The sequence below is a fragment of the Gracilibacillus alcaliphilus genome, from assembly GCF_016909015.1.
In the GTDB taxonomy this organism is placed as follows: domain Bacteria; phylum Bacillota; class Bacilli; order Bacillales; family Amphibacillaceae; genus Gracilibacillus; species Gracilibacillus alcaliphilus.
In genome coordinates this window covers 91,052-110,457 of the sequence record NZ_JAFBFA010000015.1, presented here as the reverse complement: position 1 = coordinate 110,457, position 19,406 = coordinate 91,052, and the positions used below count along the sequence as shown (strand labels likewise).

The following is a 19,406-nucleotide window of genomic DNA, read 5'->3' as shown; positions in this document are numbered from 1 at the left end:
CCTGTTTGGTCATTCTTTTAGACATACAAAATACTCCCTTCATAATAGGTGAGAATTTTTATTATTTCTCTGTCTACTATAAAGGGAGCATATCAGTAGTAGGGCCATCTTTATGACATTATTTGATTGTTAATATGTGCTGCAATGTCTATCGTAATTATCAGTTTTAGATAACCATTACAGCTCTTCTGCTAGCGTCTTTATGGTCTTTTTCGACTCTTCTGCAAATTCAACAGAGGCTGCATAGTACATTTCCCCGTTTTCAATTATAGCGAAATCACCGATGCGGATGTTCAGCAATGTCTGGCTGTCTTGTTTTTCGAGTTTATATTGATAAGCAACTTCTCCTGCTTCTGGTGTTACCTTCCACGCTGTACCATAAAGGTCAATAACCAGTTCGTTTTCAGGGTCTGCCTTGCTAACAGTGGTGATCGATTGTTCTCCATTAGGAAGCTCCCAGACTACTTTACTCCCCACTGTCATTGGCTCCTGTGGATAATCTTCCGGTAATTCGTCCCATTGGGCAACATATCTGGGAGTAACTAAGACTTCCCAGACTTTAGCAGGGGGAGCATCGATCAATATATCGGCGAATACAGTTAGGTTTTTGGTCATAATCAGTATCATCCTTTCATTATAGAGTATATATGCCATGAAAATTACTTTGGTTGAATAAATTCAAAATCTTGCGTTTTAATCATGTATTGTCGAAAAAAATTAGGTTCAATCCCAGTGAGTCGATAAAAGAAATCAATTTCCACCATCCAGTCTATCTCTATCATCTGCTGAATGTCAATAATTCCTTTTACGGCCAGTACATTAATAATTGATTTTATTTTTTGCGGTAGTTGAACAGACAGTTCGCTGTCTAATGGTTCTTGTTTTAAATAACCTTTCCTGTGAAGAGCCGCATAAAAATTACGATGTTTTTTTGCTTCTAGTATACCTAAATCAGCAGCCCGGTACCCAAGCACTTGCATGGATGTTTGCCATTTCTTTTTCAAATCGAGATAAGCATCTGGATTTGTCAGATGAAAAATATCCTTCATGTCTTCTCTAAATGTCTTTTCTGGCAATAAAAAGGCGCTGGCAAATTGGTTTGCTTCATTTTCAATGGCTTTATGCTCCTTGCGATTTAAGTTAGTAAATTCGACTTGATAATGGAGCAGCAGGTGTCCAAGTTCATGAGCCATATCAAAATTCCGTCGAGCTGCTGATCGTTTGAGGTGTCCCAGCATAATAAAAGGACAGTCACGTTTGGTCCAGGTGCTGTAAGAACCGATATCTTCACCTAGTGCTTTTTCAAAAATAAATACACCGCTTTTTTCAATGAGGAACATAAGGTCACTGTTTGTGTTCAGACATAGCCCTAATTCCTGTCGTGCGAGATCGGCCGTCTTCCTGATTTGGACATCTCTTTTATCTGAAGTAGCATTGAGGTAATCAATGACTTGATCCCTTAATTGAATGATCATTTGTGTTGGATAGGTTACTTTAGTGGATAAATAATTTACCAGGCTATCCAGAAACTCCATATGTTTTGTTTCAGAATTTGTTTTTGAAGTGCTGTGAATAATCTGTGAGCGATAGGCAATATTGGAAGTGGGGATATTTCCTGATTCGGTGAATCGGCTCAGTGCATCCAGTTTATAAAAGTATTTACTTTTCACGTGGAAAATGGATGTTAAATCGTTTATCAAGTTCATTTTCGGCGCTGTATAATTATGTTCATATTGCCAAATGGCTTGTTCTGTTACACCTAACATATCAGAGAGCTGTTTGCGTGAAAAACCGTTCATGATACGTAGATTGGTTAGATTTTCACCAATAAACATAAGGCTCCCCCTTATCTTAAAATAAAGTGAGACTGTTAACCAGCAAGAAAATAATCCTTTGCTGCTTGTATTGTGATCAGTTACTTACTTTTTCAAATTTTCCAGTATCCCATGTTGCAGGGTCAATTATATCATGATCTTGTTTAGGAGCAATAACTTCATGTTTCTCATATATTACTTTTGCACGAGACAGGTATGGAAAACCTTGCTAGTCAGTAAGCTTTACTGTCTGTCGAAATTTCCGGATCATGCATGATCTCAGAGGTTTGACAGGCTGTCCCCATATAATAAGTAAAGAATACCTGCGAATGGAATTTTCTCATATATTTAAAAAGCAAAGCCTCTGTCACAGCTGGATTTAAAGAGTTGCTGGTAAAGCATTGTCTGTTAATATTGGAAAGAAAATATGAAAATAGGGGGAAAAATTCGTGAAGCAATAAAAGATCTACCGCATTTTAACTGCAAATATCAAGTTATAACAATATTATCCTAATATTTCTAATCATAGTCAACCAAATGATCATAGAAAACCCCAGAATCATCAACTTACTTGATGATTCTGGGGTGGCAGCTGCTGGTATACAGTCTTGATTCTACCTTTCCAGATCGCTTAATTTCTCTGCGCCAGTGCAGAAAGTCCGCCATCTACATTTAAGCATGCTCCTGTTACGAAGGAGGCTTCATCTGAGGCTAAGAAAAGAATCCCATAAGCTAGTTCTCGCGGAGTTCCTTGGCGTTTAAGGATCCCTGGTCCTTCAGGGTTTGGTTTAGTCACACTCTGATCCAGTTCTTGTCCTGCCGCTTCCGCTCTTTTTATGTGATAGTCGGTAAGGGTAGGCCCAGGGAGGATAGCATTTACACGCAATTGTTCGTCGGCATGATCACATGCCATCGACCGTGTAAGGGCAAGGACACCAGCTTTAGTGGCATCATATAATGCCATACCGGGACGTCCGACTACACCATTTGCAGATGAGACGTTGACAATGGAGCCACCGCCGCTTTGGGACATGATAGGGATAAAATGTTTGCAGCAATAACCGACTGCACGTAAGTTAATATCAAAGATAAACTGCCATGTTTCTTCATCTGCTTCGGTGACTGGTCCAAATACACGTACCCCGGCATTGTTAACAAGAATATCCACTTTATTAAATTTATTTTTTACTTCTAAAGCTACTGCAGCGATATCTTTCTCACTGCCTACATCTGCGGTGGCTGCGATTGCTTGCGGTCCGCCTTGGTCAGCAATGAGCTTTACTGTATTTTCAGCATCTGCTTCATAACGATCTACTACTACAACCGTTGCACCTTCTTCGGCAAACAGGAGACATGTCTCTCTGCCAATGCCTGAACCACCTCCGGTAACTACTGCCACTTTATTTTCTAATCGATTTCCTGTCATATTTTCAGCCCCATTCTTAAAGTTTTTTGAATTGAAAAACTTATCCTTTTATTCATCCAAAGTTTAAACTACACTATCGTTAAAGGAGTTCCAACTTCTTTCAATTTGTCCGATATCGGGCTGACCACAGTAGACAAACAAGCGATGCTTATACGTTTCTGTTGTTCCTTGTGCTTGCGTCCACTCTCCACTAATACACCGGCTTGGTGAAAATCCGAGCTGGTCATCTACCCTCCAAGTAACAGGATGTTGAGGATTATCTTTATGATTCATCATAGCAATCCCCGCCCAATCGTTACGATTTTCAATCGGCATACTTACAGTAACCCAGTTGGCATATTTTGCTTCAGCGTTCTCATTTTCTTGGCCAGCGCTATTTATTGCTTTGCCGCCAAGTTCTTCTTTGAATGGCATCCGCAGAAAAAGCCCGCCAGCAATATGTTGACCATAAGTAAGGGATGTTTCTGCTTGCAAAGACCAAACAAGGTCTAATTCATATGTTTCACCATGGTCTGTAAATGTCCAAGCTTGTTCTTCTGAGATCATATGTGTACCATCTGGTGCAAGCCAGTCGGTCTCCACTTTCCATCTTGCTGTGTTTTCTTTGATGATTGGTTGGGCCAATGACTTTGGATGGATAGTGCCGTCATATCCTCCTCTTAATCCCTCTTCCCAAAATCCTATGTTATTAATATTATTGAATCCGCAATAAAGCCCGTGCTGCCACGGATGATGAGATGGAGCATCTTCCGTTAATATTCCCACACCATCTGGAGCAGCCATGGGATGAATGTAGGGACGTTTCTCTGTCTTAGCATGTTGTGTAATAATGGGAACGCTGTCATTATAGCGGTAAATACTAATTATTTGCTCTGAGCTTTCTGCTCGCAAGTCACTCTTTTTTGCATGGTTATGTTCCATATACATCACCTCCTTAAGTAAATGATCGTTTCTCAGGAATAATTGTCTGAAATCCCTTCCTTAAATATCGGCAATTTAATAATTTCTCCATTTTTCATAGCTGATTCATGTGCACAAAGCCCTGCACAGGTCCAGTTTGCCGAGGTGAAAACATTAGGAAAGGGATCTCGCTTTTCGAGAATACTGCTAACAAATTCATGAGCTAAATGCGGGTGTGATCCTCCATGACCGCTTCCTTGCGTAAAAGATAAATGCTTGTTGTCTCCAGAATCATATACTCCTTCTGTCGTATAACGCTGAATAGACTCCGGCAGTAAGTGAGCGTAATCAGGTATTTTCACTCTTTCTCCATCTTCTCCGGTGAAGACCACGGGATTTTCAGACTCTAATTGCTGCCACTCGAAACTTTTCTTATCGGCATAAACATCAAAGCTTTCCACATATTCACGAGCAGTTTCAAATAATGATCTGGTTACTTCCATCGCTAAATCCGAATTTCTTAACCTAAACAAAGCTGATTCGACTGCAAATGGGGAGCCATATTTGGCTGTTAAATGCTCCGCTATTTTTCCAGAGCCAAAACAGGAGACATATTCTGCTTCCTTTTCAGCCAAAGCTAATAAGGGACTTACTGCATGAGTAGCATAATGCATGGGGGGAAGTCCTTCCCAATATCCAGGCCATCCTGCCATTTCCTGCTGATGAGCTCCTCTTAAAAATTGTATCCGACCCAGCTCACCTCTATCTCGCAATTCTTTGACGTATAAAAATTCCCTTGTTTGCACGGCTGTTTCCATCATCATGTAGTTTTTACCGTGTTTTTGCTGCGCCTTAATAATCCGCCGACATTCTTCAATAGATGTGGCCATTGGCACCGTACAGGCTACATGTTTTCCTGCTTCCAGTGCAGCAATGCTTTGTTCCGCATGCAAATGGATAGGTGAGTTAATATGAATGGCATCAATATCCTTATCTTGGATTAACTCATCAAAATCGGAATATCTTTTTTCAATGTTAAAATGATCACCAATCTTATTCAAATTTCCCTCATTTCGCTGACAAATAGCATACATCTCTGTATTTGGATGATCTCGATAAATAGGGATAAATTCAGCTCCAAATCCCAGTCCTACAATGGCTATCTTTAGTTTTTTTTCCAATCAAAGCCCTCCTTGATCCTAAATTTGGCAATCGGCAGAACCAATTGCATGTCTCACTATTAATCTAGTCAATTAATAGGTGGAAGTCTATGAGATATCACGTTACTTTATTTAGATTTTTGAGGGCTATGGATGATCAAAATGATTATATTTCTCAAAAACTCAACTTTCGCACCTCGAAAACGGCCTCCCATCCATAGACATAAGCATTGGTGGTTATTTCGATCCACTTCTTGACAAAGAAAACAGCATAGGTTTTGACTTATAGCAGTTATCGAGAGCAAGGCAGCCGCTGCGGCTGACCGTTTCGCTTTCCGAGGGGCATGCTCCTCAGCTAACTTTTGCCAAGCAGATCACTTGGTAAAAGTGGATCTTCAGAGCATGCGAATCCCTCAGGAGTCGAAACGGTCGGCCTTCGCTAGGATTTGCTTCTACAACGTTTGTGATTCCTAACATGGTGAATATCTTCTGCTTGTTCATTAAGGAATGGTAAATAGATAACAGACGTTTGAAAAGTTGCTGGATGTTAATTACGCGATCAAGAGTAATCAGATCAGCTATCCTAGGGACAATCCAGTCCTGAGGCTGTCCCCATGGAAAGCGGAGTGGTTGGCCGGAGCGAATCTTCGCACGCTTATTCAGTCAAAATAATGATAAGTCAAGTGCGCTAATGGAGTGCCCACTTACACATTGATAGCAAGGTGTAAGTGTTTATTTATGTGTGCGAAAGTTGAGTTGAAAACTGTTTTTTATCACCCCTTTACCCCACCTAAAGAAATCCCTTTGACAAAGGCTTTTTGCACAAAGAAATAAAGCGCTATAATTGGAACGGCAATTAAGACAGAAGCAGCCATTAGAGGCCCCCAAGCAGTACTTTCTGTTTGCTGAAATTGTTGTAAACCAATCTGAAGTGTGTATTTGGAAGGGTCACTTAGATAAATCAAAGGCCCTAAAAAATCATTCCATGAAAACATAAATTGAAACAAAGCGATGGTCAAAATAGCGGGCTTACATATGGGAAGCATAATTCTGAAAAATATGCCAAATTCAGAGCAGCCATCCATTCGAGCCGCATCCTCTAAGCTGTTAGGCAATTGCTTGAAAAATTGCCTCATTAAGAAAATGAAAAACGGCATCCCAAACCATAAGGGTAATATAAGTGGTAATAGCCCTCCTACTAACCCAAGCTGAGAAAACAACAGAAAGAGAGGGACCATCGTTACAGGAAATGGAATCATCATCACTGCTAGTGTAATAACAAAAAGGGTGTCCCGTCCCTTCCATTTTAACCTTGCTAAACTGTAAGCTACGATTGGACAAGAAACCACAACTCCCAAAGTGGATAAACTAGAATAAATTAAAGAGTTTTTAAAATAGGTGAAAAAAGGGATCATGGTAATCGCATTAAAAAAATGTTCCCATTCTATTGGATTTGGGATCAAAACAGGCGGATAGCTAAACAATTGAACATTAGGTTTTAAAGCTGTACTGACCATCCAGAAGAAGGGGAGCGCAAATAGTATCCCGGCAGCACTAATAAAAATATAGGTCAATACCCTTTTTGATTTTTTGTGCTTCAACGTAAAGTCCTCCCTTTTAGTTATCTCCTTGATAGAATACCCATCGTTTGGAGGTTTTTAATATAATCAATGTGATAAGCATGATCAGTATGAATAAGACCCAAGCCATAGCGGAAGCATAGCCCATTCTCATATACAAAAAGGCATTGTTATACAAATACATGCTGTAGAACATTAGTGAATCTGCAGGAGACCCCGTTCCAGATGTTAACGTGTATGGTAAGGTGAATTCTTGTAAGGCATTGATTAATCCCATTACCACATTAAAGAAAATCACCGGGGTTAAAAGCGGCAGTGTAATATGCCAGATTTTTCGAAGTGGATTGGCGCCATCTACTTCGGCTGCATCATAATATTCTTGTGAAATATCTTGTAAACCAGCAAGGTATATTAAGAAGGTATTCCCGATAATCCATAAAGACATCATTACAATGGAAGGCTTCGCCCATGTTGGATCTCCCAGCCACCCTGGACCGGCTATTCCTACTAAATCTAACAGATAATTCACCAAACCAAACTGTGCTTCAAGTAACCATTGAAATAAAATAGCAACCGCAACGGCTGGCACTAAAGAGGGGATGAAAAATAATGTTCTAAATATGCCTTGACCTTTAATTTTCATATTGAGCAATAAAGCAATAGAAACGCCCAGCATGACACTTAAAGGAAGCTGCATTAATGCATAAAAAAACGTATTACTGATTCCCGTCCAAAACATTGGATCTTTAAATAATTGGGTGTAGTTTTGTAGTCCAACGAATTGAGAAAAGCCAGAAATATTATAATTTGTAAAACTGTAATACATCGAACTAAGTAATGGGTAGAAATAAAAGGCACATAATCCAATGATCCATGGAAGAGCGAAGATAACACCATATTTGGAACGCTTGCTTTCGATGTTATTTTTCACTCTTGTTTTACTGCCTTGTTTGTGCTGCAGTTTGCTTGCTAGTGAAGGTGACTTCATCATGATTACCCCCATACTATTTTTGTTTTAAAAAAGGGGAGAGATCCCCTTTTCATGTGTGTAAATATAGCATTTTGTCGCAGTGTAACTGGCTATAGAATTTCCATTTCAAGAAATAAGGGAATATGTCAGAGCTTCAACAGCCAGTAACTGCTTGATTGGTTTAACTAATGTTCAGTGGAGGAAAGAGGAAGCGGACTAAGTTCACGATGTCGTGTCGCAACGTCTGTACTAGCACATCCTATGCGTCTAACCCCCACTGAACGAAGTTTATTCTCTCCTAGCTTCTTCCTGTTCAATTGCATTGTTAATGGTTTCATTGATCCGATCCAAAATTTCCTGAGGCGTACCTTGCCCATCAAGAACTAGATCAGGTGCTTTTGCCAATTCATCCCACATCATATTTCCAGCTAGTACAACCGGTCGATGCTTCCCATTTGGCAAGACATCCAAAAACGGCTGGTGATTAGGAATATCGCCATAAAGTTCCTCGTTCACTTCAGGAAGAACAGAATACTCTCCTTTAATTTCCTTGAATTTTTGCCCATCTTCTGTAGAACTTAGCCATTTAACAAACTCCCATGCTGCCTCTAATTGTTCTCCTTCCACTCCTTTTGGTATGATTAATGCTCTTCCGCCTAAGAATGTAGTAAAATTATCACCAGTTGGAGTAGGAATATAAGTCACGCCATAATTTAAATCGGGATTATATTCCTCTATTTGTTCCATAATCCAGTTACCTTGAACGACCATAGATACTTGTTCACTGATGAATGGATCTTGGGCGTCACTTCCTTCCGAATTTGCAAAGCTTAGTACATTCTGAGCACCCAAATCGGTAGCAAAATCAGTCATCCACTCCAAGGCTTCTACAACTTTAGGGTTGTCGGCAGTCACTTGATTAGTCTCATCGACAAATTCGCCTCCGAAAGACCAGCCCCATGAATATAACCAGCCTTCACCTAGCCAGGGAATCATCCCATACTGGGTAAATCGCCCATCTTCTTGTTTGGTAAGCTGGTGTGCCGCCTCTTCTAATTCTTCAATTGTGGTAGGCGGATCTTCAGGATCTAATCCAGCCTCTTCAAAATGATCTTTATTATAATATAATGCTCTTGAGGTTCCATCATATGGAAGTCCTAATATATTACCTTCAAATGTTGACTCTCCCCATGCCCAATCATAGTAGATGTCTTCGGTTATTCCATCTCGCTCAGCCAGATCGTTTAGCAAGGTTAGTGAATCCATATATTCGGCAATGCCATAGCGACTTGCAAGCATGACATCGGGCGGATTTCCTCCCGCAACCGCTGTAACGAGCTTAGAGGAAACAGAGTCTCCGCCATCGGCAGCTACATATACCGGTGTAACTTCTATATCTGGATGTGATTCATTAAATGCTGCAACAGACTGTTTAATCTCTTCACCACCTGGTCCTACTTCCCAATTGTGCCAGTATGTTATTTGAGTTACTCCATCTTCAGACGATCCAGTGTTGTCCGCAGTATCACTATCCTCAGCAGAACAGCCAAAAACAAAGAATAGAATGAATAATGAAACTAACAGAGCGGGTAAGCGCATACAATTAAATTTGAACATCATTATTTCCCCCTTTATGTTTTTAGGTGCTTGTAACTCCCTTTTTCAAGGGCTAAGAATCATATTTAAAGATACCCCCTTTCTAATAACGCCATTATGCTTAGATAAAGTACAAAGCTTACAATGGATAATTTTTACTTTAGTACAGCTGATTAACGCTAGTATAGGTAATTAGAAATTTAAAGTCTATGAGATATTACGTTTCTTTATTTAGATTTTTCGTATTTAATTGGGATCAATTTATTACTGGCAGTCGTTATAGCAGAGGGGGGATTTTTTTAATGATGTTATGGACTTCTGTTTTGTTTTTCAATAAATTGTGTAAAACTCCATCTGGATTTATGTACGTTTTTATTAGTTAAACTTTCTATATTGGCCTGGGGTTAGCCCTGTTTTTCTTTTAAAGAGCACATTCATGTATTCTACATGTTTGAAGCCTATCTTTTCAGCGATTAAAGATAAAGGCAGATCAGTTTCAGATAGTAATTGTTTCATCAGGTTTACCTTTATTTCCATAATTTCCTGGTGAGGGGTTCGTCCTAACGCCTTTTTAAATCGATTATCAAGAACACTGCGTGAAACAAGGACATGTTTAAGAATATCCTCTACTTTAATGTCCTCATATGCATGGTTTCGAATAATTTGTACTGCTTCAGAAACTAGTGTATCCTCCACTGTGACAACATCGGTAGAAACCCTTGTGAAAAGTTTCATGGGAGAAAATAAATGAAGCTCTGGTTCAACCTGTTCCCCAGCCATCATTCGATCCAAAATCTCAGCTGCTTTATACCCGGTATTTAGTGTGTCTGGAACAATACTTGATAACGAAGGGTCTGACAAGTTACAAAGCAGCTCATCGTTATCCACACCTATTACGCCTACCTGATAAGGTACAGCCACATTAGCAAGCTGGCATGCTTCTAACAATTTTTGTCCTAAAATATCATACGAGGCCATAATTCCAATTGGTTTAGGCAATGATTCCAGCCATAAAGCCATATCTTCTCTATCCTTTGTCCATGACTTATTTCGACTTGATTCAAATGTGTGACATGGAAACCCTTTATCTTTTAAATAGTCGATAAAAAACTGGCATCTTTGTCTAGCCCAAGGAAATTGCATTTCACCGCAAAAGCCAAAATGTTTGAAACCTTTACTGATTAAATGATCAGCCGCCATATGAGCAATTGCTTGATTATCGGTTTCAACACAAGGAAGGTGAGGCAAAAAGCGGTCAGCGCTCACATCCACAGTAGGAAGATTAATCTCACTTATAATCGAGGCAATTTCTTTTGTTTCTATCCTTGCGATAATTCCATCGCCTTTCCAATTTTTTAGCCAACTTAGATCGGTATGGTCTCTGCTATGTTCCCCCAAATATATCGACCAGGGACGGTTTTCATTCAAGTATTCTTTGATTCCTCGGAGCAGCCCGCGTGCATACTCGTTGGAGGTTTCAATAATTAACGCAACATGATAATTTGGATTCTTTTTATACTTTGAATTCATTTTCCCACCCTCATTTACAAAAGACTTAAGTCTGGTATTTTTCCCATTCAAACGCTGAAAAAGATACGGGTTAAGTAAATTTTGATGAAATTTCTGATCATTATTAATTGATTTTTGTGCAGTTGTTTATTTACAAGTACAGAAAATGATCTGTCCCAGTGCTTGGAGCTTATTCACTTGTATTAGAGGAGATGATTAGGAATGCAATGAACTGTTGAGTCTTTTTCTAAAAGCATCTTGGTAATTATCAAATGCTGGGGGCATTCGTTTTCCATATTCCACAAATGGCTACACGATAGTGTCTGTTTGACAAGTGTTTCCCTGGCAACTCTTTTACAAGACTCCATTTATATTTTAATTCATAAAAAGGCAAAATGATATGATTTTTATTTATTTATTTAAAGTTTTTATTAAAATTTATAAAAAAATTAAAGTTTTAAAAAGAAAGAACCCTACTCCATTTTCCGCCAAAAACTCATGTATAACCAAGATTAAATAACAAAGAATAAAAGAAGGAATACTTTTTGCCACAGTTGTGTCAATCTTTGTTCTTTCGATGATCCGCCCTACGTATTAGACTATCAGTAAGGGTGATAAACATGTTATCTACTAGGCAAAAGCAATTGCTAGCAAAGCTTATCGAAAGTAGCCAATTTATGACGGTGGAGTTTCTGGCCAAGTGGCTGGAGGTTAGTACGAAAACCATTCGCAATGATTTAGACGCATTAACAAGTTTTCTGGAAGGGAGGGGCAGTTCGCTGAAAAGGACTCCAGGGAAAGGGGTCTTACTCCTAGCCAACAGTGAGGAAAAGGAGAAAATCATCGAGTCGCTCGAACTTACCGATTCCTTTCTTGATAGGAATGTGCAATTGACGATGATTAGTCTCTATCTGCTTGTGCATAAAAAAGTAACGGTACAGCGGATTGCAGATGAATTCTTCTTAAGCCGGACCAGTGTACAGCATCTTTTGCGGGAAGTGGAGGAGCTGTTCGATCCGTTTGGCCTGCAAATTTCTAAAGAAGTCAGAAAAGGCTTATTCATTTATGGCACTGAGCGAAGCAAGCGAAAGGCCGTTTTTTATTGGTTAACTAGGCAGAGTACCAATTTAGATACTGTGTCTAAGTGGTTAGCAGTAAACGAGTCAGAACAAACGTTAGCTATGGAATGGATGGCCTCCTGTGAACAGGAGCGGGGAGTCATGTACAGTGAAGAGTCCAAACAATCCCTTATGATCTTCTTCATATGGTGGAAACGCCGGGCAGAGGAGCAGCAGATGGTTTTTATTCCAAAAAAACAACGGATTAAGAATCCTGTTACAGGCAGTGTATCTGCTTATTTAGCTCAATTATCAGGAGATCAAGAGCTACTGGAAAATGAGCTAAATTTTATCCATCAAATCTTTGACCAAATCAAAGTAGTGAAGTACAAATTCGAGGCCAATGATCTGGATCATTATAAAAAGGAATACGCCTTTTGCCGTTATCTCATTGATCAAATATCGAGCATACTTCAGGTGAATCTGTCTGCGGATAAGAAATTGATGAATGATTTAATGTATCATGTAAAATCAGCATTCCTAAGGATTGAAGAAGGTACAGAAATTGACAATCCTTATACTGAGGAGATTAAGATACGGTTTCGTGCTATTTATGAGATGGTTCATCAAATTACATTAGATATTGGTTACCGATTAATTGCAGCAGAAGTAGCTTACCTTACAATGCACATCAGTTCTGCAATGGAAAGAAGTAATAATAAAAGATATTTTCCGAACGTAATTGTAATCTGTACAACGGGATTAGCCACTTCTTCTATTCTCATGACAAAACTGGAACATATTGAGCCGGGCTTTAATTTATTGCGTGTAGTCAATTCCCAAGAATTAGAGCAGGAATTGGATCTGGGAGAGATTGATTTTATTCTAACGACAAGTAAGCTGCCGGCACAACACACGGGTAATATAAAAACCTATCGCGTCAGTCCGTTATTATTGGACGACGAGAAGGCCAAAATCCAGCATGAGGCACATAAAATTGTCAATCGCAAACAGCTTAAACGATTTAATGAGGTATACCACCAGCCGACTTCTGTCGTGCCAACCTTGTTTGACGAACAAATACATTACCGTCATACACAGGACTGGCATGAGGCCATCACCATAGCAGCCCAGCCGTTGTTAGAAGCAGGCTATATCAAACAAGGCTATATTCAAGAAATGATTATGTCTGTTGAGCGTAATGGGACATACATGGTATTTCTCCCAAAGGTAGCCTTTGTCCATGCACATCCTGAAAATGTGTGCAAAGAAGGAATTAGTATGACCATTTTTGAGGAAGAGATTATGTTTGGCTCGAAAAATCCAGAACAGGTTAAAATCATTATTGTACTAGCCATAAAAGAATCACATAATCAAGATTTTTTACAGTTATATCGATACCTGGAGAACCAGGAAGTCCTCGATCAATTAATGCATGTCAGCAAGGAGAAGTGGAGGAAGAAGAATTGAAGGATTTAGAAAAGGATCATATAGCAGTACAAGTAGAAGCAGATGACTGGAAAGAGGCTATTCAAGCATCCGGTCAATTACTCGCAAGATCTGGTGCGGTTTCAGAGGATTATGTCAACAGCATGATTCAATCCGTAGAAAAAAATGGTCCCTATATCGTGATTGCGCCAGGGATTGCGATAGCACATGCCAGACCAAGTGCAAGTGTATTTGAGAATGCCTTAGCCTTAGCTATTCTAAAGGAACCTGTTGCCTTTCACAGTAAGGAGAATGACCCGGTTGATTTGGTGTTTTCTTTCTCGGCAAAAGGGGATGAATCTCACCTTAAAATGATTGAACAATTATCTATTTTTCTTATGAAAGAAGAAGCTGTCAAACGGCTGAGGGAAGTAAATTCTGCCGAAGAGGCATATCAAATTATAACAGAGGGAAGTGTTACAAATGAGTAAATTAAAAATAATGACGGTGTGTGGTTTTGGGTTAGGATCTTCTATGGTATTAAAGATGAACTTGGATGCGGTGCTAAAGGATTTAGGAATTGAAGCAGATGTATTTACTGGAGATGTAAGCTCTGCAACAGGAACGAGCTGTGATTATATTTTTACAAGCAATGAATTAGCCGGGAATATCAAGTCTGCCACCAGTACACCTGTTGTCGTCATCAACAGCTTTGTCGATAAGGCAGAGATTAAAGAGAAGGCACAGGCAGAAATAAAAAGTGAATAAAAGATGTTCAAAAAGTTCGTTAAGAGAGAGGCAGCGCATCTCTGTAATGTGATGACAGCCTTCTGCGGGCTTTTTGAACACGCACTAATAAGCAAAGTGAGGGATCAGTAGTGGAATCACTAATGAATTTTGTTATTGAAATTATCCGTGAGCCGGCTATCTTTTTAGGTTTAATAGCACTAGTAGGGCTGTTGTTGTTAAAGAAGGACTTATCATCGGTCGTTTCTGGTACAGCGAAAACAATTATTGGCGTTGTGATTTTAACACAGGGGACAAATATTCTGGTTAGCTCCATCGAGCCTTTAACGGCCGGCTTTAATTTGATGTATGATATCCAGGAAACCGAGGTAAATCCGGCGCTTGGATCAGATCAAGTACTTAGTCAGTATGGAACACAAATTGGGATAGCAATGCTTGTAGCATTTGCGATCAATTTGTTAGTCGCTCGTTTTACGAAAATTAAGCATGTCTTTTTAACTGGTCATATGTTGTTCTGGTTTCCATTTGTTTTTGTTGCCGTTGGAGTAGAAAACAATTTAAGTAATACGCAAATCATTATCTTTGCCTCAATTATGACGGCTTTATACATTATTATTGCACCGGCATTATTACGCCCATTTGTCCGAAAAGTGACGGGATCTGATGATTTTATTATTGGTCACCCAACCACGATTCTTTCCCTTATTTCCGCTGGGGTTGGTAAGCTGTTTGGCAATAAAGGAAAGTCATCTGAAGATATTAAGTTCCCTAAGTCAACGGAATTTTTACGTGAAATAAGTATTACATCTTCGATAACCATGTTTTTAGTTTATTTAGTGGTAAGCATTATTATTGGGTTTAATCCGGCAGCTGCTGCATTTGGTGCCGAGCAGAATATCGTGATCTACAGCTTAATGCAAGGGGTTTTATTCGGTGCCGGTTTAACGATTTTATTACTTGGGGTACGGATGATGCTTGCCGAAATTATCCCGGCATTCCAAGGGATTTCGCAGAAGTGGATTCCAAACGCCGTACCTGCATTGGATGCGCCGATTTTATTCCCATTTGCACCGAACGCTGTGTTAATTGGTTTTATTGTATCGATGATTACATCGGTGGCCACCATCTTTATTACCGGAAGTTTGGGTATCTTTAGCTTTGTTATTGTGCCGCTTACAATTACCTGTTTCTTTGAGATTGGGACAGCCGCTATTATCGGAAATGGTACAGGCGGATTAAAGGGTGCTATCGCCGGATCTGCTGTGGCAGGGATTGTCATGATTCTTCTTGTCGGATTATCGGTGCCTGTCTTAAATGGAACAATAGCTGATTGGATTGTTATTTTTGGTGGAAATGATTTTTCTCTTTGGTCATTCATCGGTGATTGGATAGCCAAAATATTCGGATAGGAAGGTGAAAAGATGACATATATGAAAGAGTATTACGATAAAATTACTACTGCACTTGATTTTATTCTGGAAAAAGAAGAAAAGGAGATCGGGAAAGCAGCAAAACAGATGGCGGAGGCTGTATCCAATGGTCATTCGATCTATTTGTTCGGTGCTTCCCATGCGGGGATCATTACAGAAGATGCCTTTTATCGTGCTGGGGGATTTGCCTTGTTTAATCCCATCTTCAGCCCCAGCCTGATGCTGAATGTAGAGCCGGTTACATTAACAAGCCAGCTGGAAAGGCTGGAAGGCTACGGCAGCATCCTGCTGGATGCTAAGCCAGTAAAGGCGGGCGACGTGCTGTTTATTCATTCAGTGTCAGGAAGAAATCCTGTGGCTATTGACATGGCGTTGGAGGCAAAGGAAAGAGGAGTCACGATTATTAGCTTAACCAATGTGACTTACTCTCAGCAGGTCTCCTCACGACACTCGTCAGGCAAACGATTATTTGAAGTCAGTGATATTGTAATTGATAATGGAGGCGAACCAGGTGATGCGGTTGTTTCTATTCACTCTCTTTCTCAAAAAGTTGCACCAATATCAACGATCGTAGGCAGTTTCACGATTCATTCGATTGTATTGAAAATGATTGAGATGTTTGAGCAGGAAGGCAAGGATATCCCGATCTTCCGCAGTGCCAATTTGGACGGTGGCGATGATTACAATGCCCAATTATTTGAGCGTTACAAAGAACAGATTCATTATATGTAGGTAATAGGCAAATAAGGCGAGGGCAAACGTGTAGTCGCTGCATCGCTATTCGAACCATCAATCAAATGATTATCGGTAGGTTCAGGTTTTTAGAGAAAAACGGCTATTTATTAAACTAAGAAAAAGGGCAGATCCAGGAATGGGTCTGCCCTTCTTCTTAGTTAGCAATTTTTAACGTTTTAGCTTACTTGCACCATTGTCTCCCTTTGGGTTCCCCGATGATGCCCTGTTCAGTAGAGAAAATTAATTCTCCCCGCAAAAAGGTCTTGGTAACGCGTGCGCCAATCTCCATTCCAATATAGGGGCTGTGCGGATTCTTATAATAAAGATCTTTGGCTTCTAAAGTATAGTTTTGATGAGGATTTATAAGTATTAGATCGGCATCATAACCAAGTGCTATTTTACCCTTATTGGGAATGGCGAAACGTTTAGCTGGATTTGCTGCGATAAGTTTTGCAAAGTCAATTACACTCATGCCCCGTTTGTTGACGGCTAGATCAAACATTAGATCTACATTGTTCTGACAGCCGGATATCCCACCCATGGTTTCAAATATATGGCCTTTTTTAAGCTCAGGGCTACAAGGAGAGTGATCCGAGCTTATCCAATCAATGTCACCGATTATTAAAGCCTGCCACAATGCTTCCTGCTCTTCTGGATAACGAAGCGGAGGCTGGCATTTAGCTACTGATCCGAGGCGCATTAAATCGTCTGCATTTAGGGCGAAATAGTGGGGACAGGATTCCAAGGTAATGTCTACACCCTCTTGTTTCGCCCGCTGAATTAGCTGAACTGTCTCATAAGAACTTACATGGACGATGTGAACGGAACAGCCTGTTTCCTTAGCGAAATGAATAACGCGAGAAACGGCTTCGACTTCTGCAATAATCGGACGAGATTCTACAAAGTCATAACCACTTTTTTTTCCTTGCTTTATTTTCTCAAGCGCTAGACCATCTGTAATCGCTGCATTCTCACAGTGAATAAGTAGTATTTTTCCTAGCGAAGAAATACGCTTCATACCTTCTAACAAAGTAAGGTCATTAATGCTTTGGAAGTCACCGGGAACTTCTGCCTGATAGGTGGAGAGGAAGCATTTAAAAGCCACAGCACCAGCTTCAGCCAGTTCTTCTAAATGATCGAGATTATCTGGTGTTAAGGCACCGTAAAAAGCATAATCGAGATAGTTTTTGGTAGAGGCAATCTCTATTTTTTGCTGTAATGCCTGTCGGGTAGAAGTAGCTGGCAGCGCATTGAGCGGCATATCGATATAGGCGGTGGTTCCGCCTGCAGCCAGTGCCTTTGATCCAGTTTCAAACCCCTCCCACTCTGTTCGCCCAGGTTCATTCATATGTACATGGGTGTCTATCATACCGGGGAGCACGTATTGTCCTTCTGCGTCTATAGGCTCCACGTTGGGGTGTTTAGGTATATTCTCACTAATTCTCCTGATAGTTCCTTCTGTAATCTCGATATCCTCTTGGAAAACCCCAGCTTCTGTTACAACTTTTCCATTAGTAATCACTCTCGAATGTGACATGTCAAAGAACTCCTTTGTACCAAGTTAATTTATACATCATCATAGCAAATATGGAAGGATTGCGAAGTATTGTGTGAGGTAACTTAACAGAGAACTTGAAAGAAGGAATATTTTCGTATGATGATAAATGGCATACACAAAGGGAAAGAGTTGATTAGTATTCAAAGGAGATGATTACATGACTAGTTTAGTTTTAAAAAAGTTAGAATGGCTTGCCGCCTATGGGAGAGATGGACGAGGAGGAATAACGAGGCTGGTTTACTCAGAGGCTTGGTATCAGGCTCAGCAAGCGTTAAAAACTTGGTTGGAAGAGGAAGGTTTCAACGTCGAAATAGATGCCGTCGGTAATTTAATCGCCTTAATTCCTGGTGCTGAAAGACCGGATGAGCACATTATGACTGGATCTCACCTGGATTCAGTAGTGTCTGGAGGTATATATGATGGGCAGTACGGAATTATCGGAGGGGCCTTATCTGTATTAGGATTAGTAAAGAAACATGGCCGCCCAAGAAAAACAATAGCCGTTGTTGCGTTTGCTGAGGAAGAAGGAAGTAGATTTCCCTATGCGATGTGGGGGAGTAAGAGTATGTTTGGGAAGGCATGTATAGATGATGTGAAAAATATCAAGGACGCGGAAGGGGTATCGATGGAGAATGCCATGAAAAAATGGGATTATTCAGGGGTACAGGAACCGAGAGAGCAAGTGAAAGCTTTTATCGAATTGCATATAGAACAAGGTAGTGTATTAGAGACAGAGGAGATAGAAATCGGCATTGTCCACAGCATTGTAGGGCAGCGCCGGCTCCAAGTCACGGTAATCGGGGAAGTTAATCATGCGGGGACAACACCAATGGGTTATCGTAAGGACGCAATGAAGGCTGCCAGTCAGATGGTTAGCAGTTTACTGTCTATAGCAAGTGCATATGGTGATCCACTGGTGGCAACGATCGGTCGGTTTGAGTTGGAACCTAATATTCCGAATGTGGTACCTGGCAAAGCAATTTTTACTTTAGATATCCGACATATTGATAAGAGTGTATTGGAGGAAATAACCGAAGAAATGACAGTAGAGATGGAACGGATTGCTAAAGAACAATTTGTAGAAATTAGCATTGAAACATGGTTTTCCTCTCAGCCAGTACCAATGGATAATCAGATGATTCAGCAGATAAGCCAAAGCTGTGAGGACAAACATATCACATATAAATGGATGCACAGTGGCGCTGCCCATGATTCTCAAGTGACAGCTACGATGGTGCCAACTGCGATGATCTTTGTTCCCAGTCAATCAGGAATCAGTCATTCACCGTTTGAGTTTACGGCTGAACAGAGTTTAGTACAAGGCATGGCTGTCTTAGAAGATACTTTGTTTAAACTGGCTTACTAAAGCAGATGGATAAAGAAATTCAAAAAAAGACTGGCAAATAATATAACAGGTTGCTTGTTGGAACAGTTCCAAGCAATGAAAATAGAGACAACAAATAAAAAGAGAACACCTAGAGTGTGAGAGGATGAG

16 protein-coding genes are annotated in these 19,406 nt (G+C 40.1%); 6 read left to right on the top strand and 10 right to left on the bottom strand.

Annotated elements, in window-relative coordinates; all coding sequences use genetic code 11:
- Positions 1-177 precede the first annotated feature (177 nt).
- From JOD18_RS12685 to JOD18_RS12645, 9 genes are all read right to left on the bottom strand, one after another.
- Positions 178-615, bottom strand: coding sequence for an SRPBCC domain-containing protein (locus JOD18_RS12685; RefSeq protein ID WP_204669401.1), 438 nt, complete (start codon positions 613-615; stop codon positions 178-180).
- A gap of 44 nt (positions 616-659) precedes the next feature.
- Positions 660-1,835, bottom strand: coding sequence for a spr1629 family repressor/antitoxin (locus JOD18_RS12680; RefSeq protein ID WP_204669400.1), 1,176 nt, complete (start codon positions 1,833-1,835; stop codon positions 660-662).
- Between the two features lie 610 nt (positions 1,836-2,445).
- Positions 2,446-3,240: an SDR family NAD(P)-dependent oxidoreductase gene (locus JOD18_RS12675; RefSeq protein WP_204669399.1), complete on the bottom strand. Its 795-nt coding sequence runs from the start codon at positions 3,238-3,240 to the stop codon at positions 2,446-2,448.
- Positions 3,241-3,303: 63 nt separating this feature from the next.
- A complete protein-coding gene (locus JOD18_RS12670; protein ID WP_204669398.1) occupies positions 3,304-4,161 on the bottom strand; it encodes a DUF6807 domain-containing protein in 858 nt (285 codons plus the stop codon).
- Between the two features lie 32 nt (positions 4,162-4,193).
- On the bottom strand, positions 4,194-5,321 hold the full coding sequence (locus tag JOD18_RS12665; protein WP_204669397.1) for a Gfo/Idh/MocA family protein: 1,128 nt from the start codon (positions 5,319-5,321) through the stop codon (positions 4,194-4,196).
- A gap of 752 nt (positions 5,322-6,073) precedes the next feature.
- Positions 6,074-6,901, bottom strand: a complete 828-nt coding sequence (locus JOD18_RS12660; RefSeq protein ID WP_239588103.1) for a carbohydrate ABC transporter permease — start codon at positions 6,899-6,901, stop codon at positions 6,074-6,076.
- Between the two features lie 16 nt (positions 6,902-6,917).
- Positions 6,918-7,871, bottom strand: a complete 954-nt coding sequence (locus JOD18_RS12655) for a carbohydrate ABC transporter permease (protein WP_239588102.1) — start codon at positions 7,869-7,871, stop codon at positions 6,918-6,920.
- A gap of 267 nt (positions 7,872-8,138) precedes the next feature.
- Positions 8,139-9,467: an ABC transporter substrate-binding protein gene (locus JOD18_RS12650; RefSeq protein ID WP_204669396.1), complete on the bottom strand. Its 1,329-nt coding sequence runs from the start codon at positions 9,465-9,467 to the stop codon at positions 8,139-8,141.
- A 354-nt stretch (positions 9,468-9,821) separates the two neighbouring features.
- Positions 9,822-10,976: a XylR family transcriptional regulator gene (locus JOD18_RS12645; protein WP_204669395.1), complete on the bottom strand. Its 1,155-nt coding sequence runs from the start codon at positions 10,974-10,976 to the stop codon at positions 9,822-9,824.
- A gap of 599 nt (positions 10,977-11,575) precedes the next feature.
- Between JOD18_RS12645 and JOD18_RS12640 the strand changes: the two genes are divergently transcribed.
- From JOD18_RS12640 to JOD18_RS12620, 5 genes are all read left to right on the top strand, one after another.
- Positions 11,576-13,483 (top strand): BglG family transcription antiterminator, encoded by a 1,908-nt coding sequence (locus JOD18_RS12640; protein WP_204669394.1) that lies wholly within the window; start codon positions 11,576-11,578, stop codon positions 13,481-13,483.
- A complete protein-coding gene (locus JOD18_RS12635) occupies positions 13,480-13,932 on the top strand; it encodes a PTS sugar transporter subunit IIA (protein ID WP_204669393.1) in 453 nt (150 codons plus the stop codon). Before JOD18_RS12640 ends, JOD18_RS12635 begins: the two co-directional genes overlap by 4 nt.
- Positions 13,925-14,209, top strand: coding sequence for a PTS sugar transporter subunit IIB (locus JOD18_RS12630; RefSeq protein ID WP_204669392.1), 285 nt, complete (start codon positions 13,925-13,927; stop codon positions 14,207-14,209). Before JOD18_RS12635 ends, JOD18_RS12630 begins: the two co-directional genes overlap by 8 nt.
- Positions 14,210-14,319: 110 nt before the next feature.
- Positions 14,320-15,597, top strand: coding sequence for a PTS ascorbate transporter subunit IIC (locus tag JOD18_RS12625; RefSeq protein WP_204669391.1), 1,278 nt, complete (start codon positions 14,320-14,322; stop codon positions 15,595-15,597).
- Between the two features lie 12 nt (positions 15,598-15,609).
- The gene (locus JOD18_RS12620; protein ID WP_204669390.1) at positions 15,610-16,350 is read left to right on the top strand and encodes an SIS domain-containing protein; all 741 of its coding nucleotides are present in this window, start codon (positions 15,610-15,612) and stop codon (positions 16,348-16,350) included.
- Positions 16,351-16,534: 184 nt separating this feature from the next.
- Here JOD18_RS12620 and allB read toward each other — a convergent pair whose 3' ends face one another.
- Positions 16,535-17,890: an allantoinase AllB gene (gene allB, locus JOD18_RS12615; protein ID WP_204669389.1), complete on the bottom strand. Its 1,356-nt coding sequence runs from the start codon at positions 17,888-17,890 to the stop codon at positions 16,535-16,537.
- Between the two features lie 178 nt (positions 17,891-18,068).
- Between allB and JOD18_RS12610 the strand changes: the two genes are divergently transcribed.
- On the top strand, positions 18,069-19,277 hold the full coding sequence (locus JOD18_RS12610) for a Zn-dependent hydrolase (RefSeq protein ID WP_204669388.1): 1,209 nt from the start codon (positions 18,069-18,071) through the stop codon (positions 19,275-19,277).
- The last annotated feature ends 129 nt before the right edge of the window (positions 19,278-19,406 follow it).